Annotated in this window: 4 protein-coding genes and 1 pseudogene; all 5 read left to right on the forward strand. The window is 64.2% G+C overall.

Annotation, left to right across the window (positions count from 1 at the left end; translation table 11 throughout):
* Positions 1-6: 6 nt before the first annotated feature.
* Positions 7-1,482, forward strand: a complete 1,476-nt coding sequence (locus VJ604_RS03360; RefSeq protein WP_324079969.1) for a sensor histidine kinase — start codon at positions 7-9, stop codon at positions 1,480-1,482.
* A complete protein-coding gene (locus VJ604_RS03365) occupies positions 1,475-2,845 on the forward strand; it encodes a sigma-54-dependent transcriptional regulator (RefSeq protein ID WP_324079970.1) in 1,371 nt (456 codons plus the stop codon). The genes VJ604_RS03360 and VJ604_RS03365 overlap by 8 nt, the downstream gene beginning before the upstream one ends.
* 372 nt (positions 2,846-3,217) lie before the next feature.
* Positions 3,218-3,982 (forward strand): DsbC family protein, encoded by a 765-nt coding sequence (locus VJ604_RS03370; protein WP_324079971.1) that lies wholly within the window; start codon positions 3,218-3,220, stop codon positions 3,980-3,982.
* 227 nt (positions 3,983-4,209) lie between these two features.
* Positions 4,210-4,947, forward strand: coding sequence for a DsbA family protein (locus VJ604_RS03375; RefSeq protein ID WP_324079972.1), 738 nt, complete (start codon positions 4,210-4,212; stop codon positions 4,945-4,947).
* 136 nt (positions 4,948-5,083) lie between these two features.
* Positions 5,084-6,176: pseudogene (locus VJ604_RS03380) on the forward strand (hypothetical protein); the annotation flags it as partial.

The raw sequence follows: 6,176 nt of genomic DNA on the forward strand, positions 1-6,176 counted from the left end.
TCCGGCATGAAAAGCTTCCGCTTCAGCCTGATCTTCCACATCCTGGCCGCCCTGAGCTCCATGCTGGTGCTCACCTGGGTGCTGCTTTCCCTGATCTCCTTCAAGACCGCCGAAAAAGACCTCTTCCAGCTGAAGGCGGAAGAGGGGAGGCTGCTCCTTTCCTCCATCGATCAACTTTTGCCCCGTCCGCCGACGGCGCCGGAACCGGGTTCCGCCGCAGACCGGTACCTGCGCTCCATCTCGACCGGCAAGGGGTTCACCGGGCTGCTGGTGCTGGACAGTACCGGCCGCGGCGTGATCTCCCTGGGCGACCGGTCCGAACCCGATGCCGAGCTGATGGGAGCCCTCAAGAACGCGCGTTCCTCCTTCCAGTTTTCCCGCGACGGACGGTACGCGCGCTGCTACCAGACCATCACCGAGGGGGGGCGCATCCTGGGCGCCTCCCGGCTGACCCTGTCGCTGGCGGCGGAGCAGGAGCGGCTCAAGGAATCGCGCCACCTCGTTTTGACCTACTTCGTGCTGGATTTCCTGTTGTTGCTCATGTTCGGTTCCTACCTGCTGTCGCGCAGCGTGGTGCTCCCCATCCGGAGACTGGTATCGGCCACCCGGCGGATCGCGGACGGCGATCTGCAGGAGACCGTCCATATCCCCGGGAGCTCGGAAGTCGCCGAGCTCTCCGACGCCTTCAACGCCATGGTGCTGGCGCTCAGGGAGAAGCGGGCAGAGGTCGAGGAGAAGGTCGATTCCCTGAACCGGGCGAACGCCGAGATCGTGGCGGCCAGGAACGAGGCGATCCGCTCCGAGAAGATGGCCTCGGTCGGCCTTCTGGCGGCCGGTATGGCTCATGAGATCGGCACCCCGCTGGCGGCCGTCATGGGCTACACTGGCATCCTGGCCGAGGAGCTCGCCGACGACGAGGAGAAGTCCGATTACCTGCGCCGCATCGCGGTGGAAGCGAACCGGATCGACCGCATCGTCCGGGGGCTGCTCGACTATGCCCGTCCCAAGGCGACCGGGCGCGAGGAGGTGGAGCTGCAGCCGCTCATGGAGAAGATCGTGGAACTGTTGGGCGCGCAGGGGGCACTCAAGCTCCTGGAGGTCTCCGTGCAGGCCGAGGCCGGGGTGCCTGCCGTGCAGGCCGATCCGCACCAGCTGGAGCAGCTGCTCATCAACCTGGTCATGAACGCCAAGGACGCCATGCCCACCGGGGGGCTCCTGCAACTGAAGGCCCGGCGGGAGGGGGACGAGGTGGTCATGGAGGTGATCGACAGCGGGCAAGGCATGCCGCCGGAGCATCTGCCGCTGGTCTTCGATCCCTTCTTCACCACCAAGGAGCCGGGGAAGGGGACCGGACTGGGGCTTGCCATCGCCGCCAGGATCGCCGAGTCCTGCGGCGGCAGGCTGAGCGCGGAGAGCGAGTTGGGGAAGGGGAGCCGTTTCGTGCTGCGGCTGCCGGTAAGCGAAGGAGCACAACGTGTCTGAACGAAAGAGAATTCTGGTGGTGGACGACGAGGAGAACCTCCGCCACATGCTCCAGGTCATGCTGAAGAAGCAGGGGTACCAGGTGGACACCGCCGCCGACGGCAAGCAGGCCCTGGAACGGCTGCAGCAGGGAGCCTACGCCTTCGTGCTCTGCGATATCAGGATGCCGGTGATGGACGGCAGGAGCTTTCTCGCGGCCTGCAGCGAGGCGGGGATCGGCGCCACCGTCATCATGATGTCCGCCTACGGCTCCATCGACGATGCCATCGACTGCATGAAGCTCGGCGCCTACGATTTCATCTCCAAGCCCTTCAACAGCGAGGAGATCACCCTGGTGCTGAAGAAGGCGGAGGAGCGGGAACGGCTGAAGGACGAGAACCGGCGGCTGCGCAACCAGGTGGTGGGGGAATACTCCTTCGGGGAGATCGTCAGCAGGAACGCCCGGATGGGCGAGCTGTTCGAGATGGTGCAAAAGCTCGCCGACCACAAGACCACCGTCCTGGTCCAGGGGGAGTCGGGCACCGGCAAGGAGCTGATCGCCCGCGCGCTCCACTACCAGGGCGTGCGCAGGGACGCCCCCTTCATCGCCATCAACTGCGGAGCCATCCCCGCCGCCCTGCTGGAGAGCGAGCTGTTTGGACACGTGAAGGGGGCCTTCACCGACGCCTCCCACGACAAGGCCGGCCTCTTCGAGGAGGCCGACGGGGGGACCCTGTTCCTGGACGAGATTGCCGAGATGCCGCTCTCCCTGCAGGTGAAGCTGCTCAGGGTGCTGCAGGAGGAGGAGATCCGCAGGCTGGGCGCGGCCACCTCCAAAAGGATCAACGTGCGGGTCGTTTCGGCCACCTCCCGCGACATGGCGGCGGAGGTAGCGCAGGGGAGGTTCCGCGAGGACCTCTACTTCCGGCTGAACGTCTTCGCCATTACCCTGCCCCCTTTGCGGGAGCGGATCGAGGACGTGGAGCTCCTGGTGGACCATTTCCTCGACAAGCACGGCGAGAGGATGGGGCGGGGAAGGGTGCGGCCCAGCCCGGGGGCCCTGCAGGCGCTGGTCCGCTACCACTGGCCCGGCAACGTCCGGGAGCTGGAAAACTCCATCGAAAGGGGGCTCATCCTCTGCGAGTCTGAGCTTCTGGAGCTCAGCTGCCTGCCGGAGACGGTGCGCCGGGGGACCGGGCTGGGAAGGCGCGCCTCCGACGACGGCGACTCCCTCTCCATCAAGAAAGCAGCCGAGGCGATGGAGCGTGCCCTCATCGGCCGCGCCCTGGAGCAGACCGGCGGCAACCGGACCCACGCCGCCAAGCTGTTGGAGATCAGCCACCGGGCGCTCCTCTACAAGCTGAAGGAGTACGACCTGGGGTAGTCGGAGAACCCCATCCTCACCCTGTCCCTCCCCTTGAAGGGGAGGGGACGTTGAAGGATAGGGGACGTTGAAGGATAGGGGACCCGGGCGATTTTCTCCAGAAGCTGCGCAACGCGTCCCCCCCTTGATAAAGGGGGGACAGGGGGGATTGCTGTCGGGGTGCCTTAAGGCTTGAGACTTTTTGCGTAGTTAACCCCGCTACTGTGAAAAAAATGCATAGCATTTTCATATCCCCCTGTGATATCTTCCACCACTAAACCTTTGATCCGCAACGGATTGAACCTCCCCGCGGCCCCCGGCCTGCCGCGGCACAGAAGTTGCTGAGCCTGTCGTGCCCTCATGAGATGCAAAAGGAACCAAACGATGTCTGTCATGAAACAGTTAGCCCTGCTCGCCCTCGCCCTGTTCGTTTTCGCCGTCCCCGCACGGGCCATGTCCGGCGGCGGTTGCGGCGGCGACTGCGCCTCCTGCCACTCCATCACGGTACAGGAAGCCAATACCCTGCTGAAGGACCTCGCCGTCGTCAAGGAGGTGAAGCCCGCCGCGGTGCGTGGTCTCTACGAGCTTACCCTGGAGAAGGAGGGGAGGACGGGGACCGCCTACCTCGACTACGGCAAGAAGCACCTGATCGGGGGCCAGATCTACGATATCTCCACCCGCCAGCCGGTGGGCGCGCCCCGGCCGGCCGCCAAGGCCCCGGAGCGGGTGGACCCGTCCAAGCTGAAGAGTGACCACTCGCTGCTGATGGGGAACCCCAAGGGAAAGAAGAAGCTTTTTGTGTTCACCGACCCTGAGTGTCCCTTCTGCGCGAAGATGCACGCCGAGCTGCAGAAGCTGGTGACCATGGAGCCTGACCTCGCCATCTACATCAAGATGTTCCCGCTCAAGATGCACCCGCATGCGTACGATAAGGCTCGTGTGATCCTGGGGGAGAACTCGCTGCAACTCCTCGAGAAGTCGTACGCCGGCGGGTCGCTGCCGGCCCCTGGGCCGCAGGACGGCAAGAAGGCGGTGGACGACACCATGCGCCTTGCCGAGTCGATCGGCATCAACGCCACCCCGACCCTGGTGCTCCCCGACGGGCGCATCGCCCCCGGCTTCCAAGAGGCCAAGGTGATCAAGGAGTTGCTGAAGTAGGCAAGTCAAGCCGCCTCTCTGCCAACGCCCCCTCCCCTTCAAGGGGAGGGCCGGGGTGAGGATGGGGCGCAGACCGCGCCGGCCGCGCTAGAAACGTCAAAGCAAATCCCCCCTGTCCCCCCTTTATCAAGGGGGGAACCTCTAGCGTCCCCTCCCCTTCAAGGGGAGGGACAGGGTGAGGATGGGTTTTATTTGAGTCAATGCACACACCCAGGAGGCTCTAGTACATGTTGAAACGCGCACTTACCGGACTGGCTGCCGCGGGATTGCTGGCCGCCCTTTCCGGCACCGCCCTGGCCGAGGGGATCACCAAGGAACAGGGGGACATCATCATCAATGAGCTGCGGGCGATCCGGCTGCTCCTCGGCAAGCAGGTTCAGCAGCAGGCCCCGGCCAAGCCCGAGGCCCCGGAGCGGGTGAGGGTGAAACTGGGCAAGGAGTTCTCGTTGGGCAAAGCCGACGCCCCGGTCGTTATGCTGGAGTACACCGATTACCAGTGTCCCTTCTGCAACCGCTTCTTCACCGGCACCTTCCCTGAGTTGAAAAAGCAGTACATCGATACCGGCAAGATGCGCTTCATCACCCGCGATTTCCCGCTCCCCTTCCATCCCCACGCCATGAAGGCGGCCGAGGCCGCCCACTGCGCGGGCGAGCAGGGGAAGTTCTGGCCGATGAAGGACGCGTTGATGACCAACTCCGCCAAACTCTCGCCCGAATTGATCAACACCCTGGCGGGCGAGCAGGGAGTGGAGATGGGCAAGTTCAGGGCCTGCATCGACAGCGACCGCTACGCCTCCGAGATCAAGCAGGAGGTCACCGCCGCACAGGGGATCGGCATCAGCGGCACCCCTTCCTTTGTGATCGGCAAGGTATCCGGCGATTACCTGGAGGGGTACCTGGTGGTGGGCGCACAGCCGTTCGAGAGTTTCGACGCGGTGGCCAAGCAGGTGCTTTCGGGCAAGTAGATTTCGCGTCACGGGTGTGATAAGAAGCTGCAGATGGCCCCTCTTCGTTCGAGACCGCTCGGATGGTGGAGGAAATGACTTGTTCGCGAGGTGCAAGGTGGAAATAAGAGGAAGAGTCGCTTCAGGTGCTCTGTCGTTGCTGGCGCTGTCCATGGTTTTGCTGTCGCCGGGCGCCTCCCAGGCCGATCCCGGCAACAACTACTGCGTTACCCCGGCCTTCGTCAGCGGCAACATACCGCCCAACCTGATGCTGATGATCGACAACTCTGCCTCCATGTACGACCTCGAGTTCGTGGACCAGGGGAAGAAGCACTGCTCGGTCACCACCGGTACCTCCTGCACCCTCAACTCCGACTGCCCCACCGGAGAGACCTGCAGCGTCTTTGACCGTCAGCCCTACTACTGCTACGACCAGACCTACACCGACACGAAGAGCGACGGTACCGCCAACATCTATAACGGCTACTTCCAGACCAACGACAGCTCCGGCAACGACATCTACTATTACTACGACAAGACCAGCGACAGCTTCCTGCAGACCTCCAGCGCCTTTCCGGCCGGCTGCGGCACCCACGCAGGCACGGTCACCAAGAAGGACGCCAACAACAACACGGTCTGCGTCGAGTATGACAACACCGCCCGGACGCTGACCAGCTTCGTGGCCAAGGGGAGTTACCTCAACTGGCTGACCGCCTCCAAGTTCGACATAGAGAAGCAGATCTTCACCGGCGGCAAGTTCGTCAGCGGCCTCTGCTCCAGCGATTCCAACCGTGCCTGCGCAAGCGCCGCCGACTGCAAGAGCGGCGATTCCTGCAACGCGGTCGCCAGCGGCAGCACCTTCATGATGCCGGAGTCGCGCGGCTGCGTCGGCCAGCGCTTCCTCAAGGACGCCATCACCAGCGACCGCTTCGTCAACTTCAACACCGGGAGCGCCAACCCCAACACCCAGCTCGGGGTCACCTTCTCGATTCGGGGACCGTTGAACCCGTACAACGAGACCGCCCCTTCCTGGGGGGGGCAGACCTACATCGACCTCTTCGCCTCCGCCTCCGGCACGCCCTACAACTCCGCCGCCTGCCAACTGGCAATCCAGACCATCACCGACGTCAACGCCAGCAACGCGGCCGTGAAGCAGACGGTGGCCGCCTGCCTGTCGGGGGCGCAGGGAGGGACCTGCTCGAGTCCCCCCACCGGCACCACGGTCAGCTGCTTCTCCACCTACCCGGACT

Source organism: Geomonas sp., assembly GCF_035254065.1.
Taxonomy (GTDB): Bacteria; Desulfobacterota; Desulfuromonadia; order Geobacterales; family Geobacteraceae; genus Geomonas.

Coding starts and splice junctions, on each gene's coding strand:
- VJ604_RS03360 (WP_324079969.1), top strand. CDS start 7: ATGAAAAGCTTCCGCTTCAGCCTGATCTTCCACATCCTGGCCGCCCTG.
- VJ604_RS03370 (WP_324079971.1), top strand. CDS start 3,218: ATGAAACAGTTAGCCCTGCTCGCCCTCGCCCTGTTCGTTTTCGCCGTC.
- VJ604_RS03375 (WP_324079972.1), top strand. CDS start 4,210: ATGTTGAAACGCGCACTTACCGGACTGGCTGCCGCGGGATTGCTGGCC.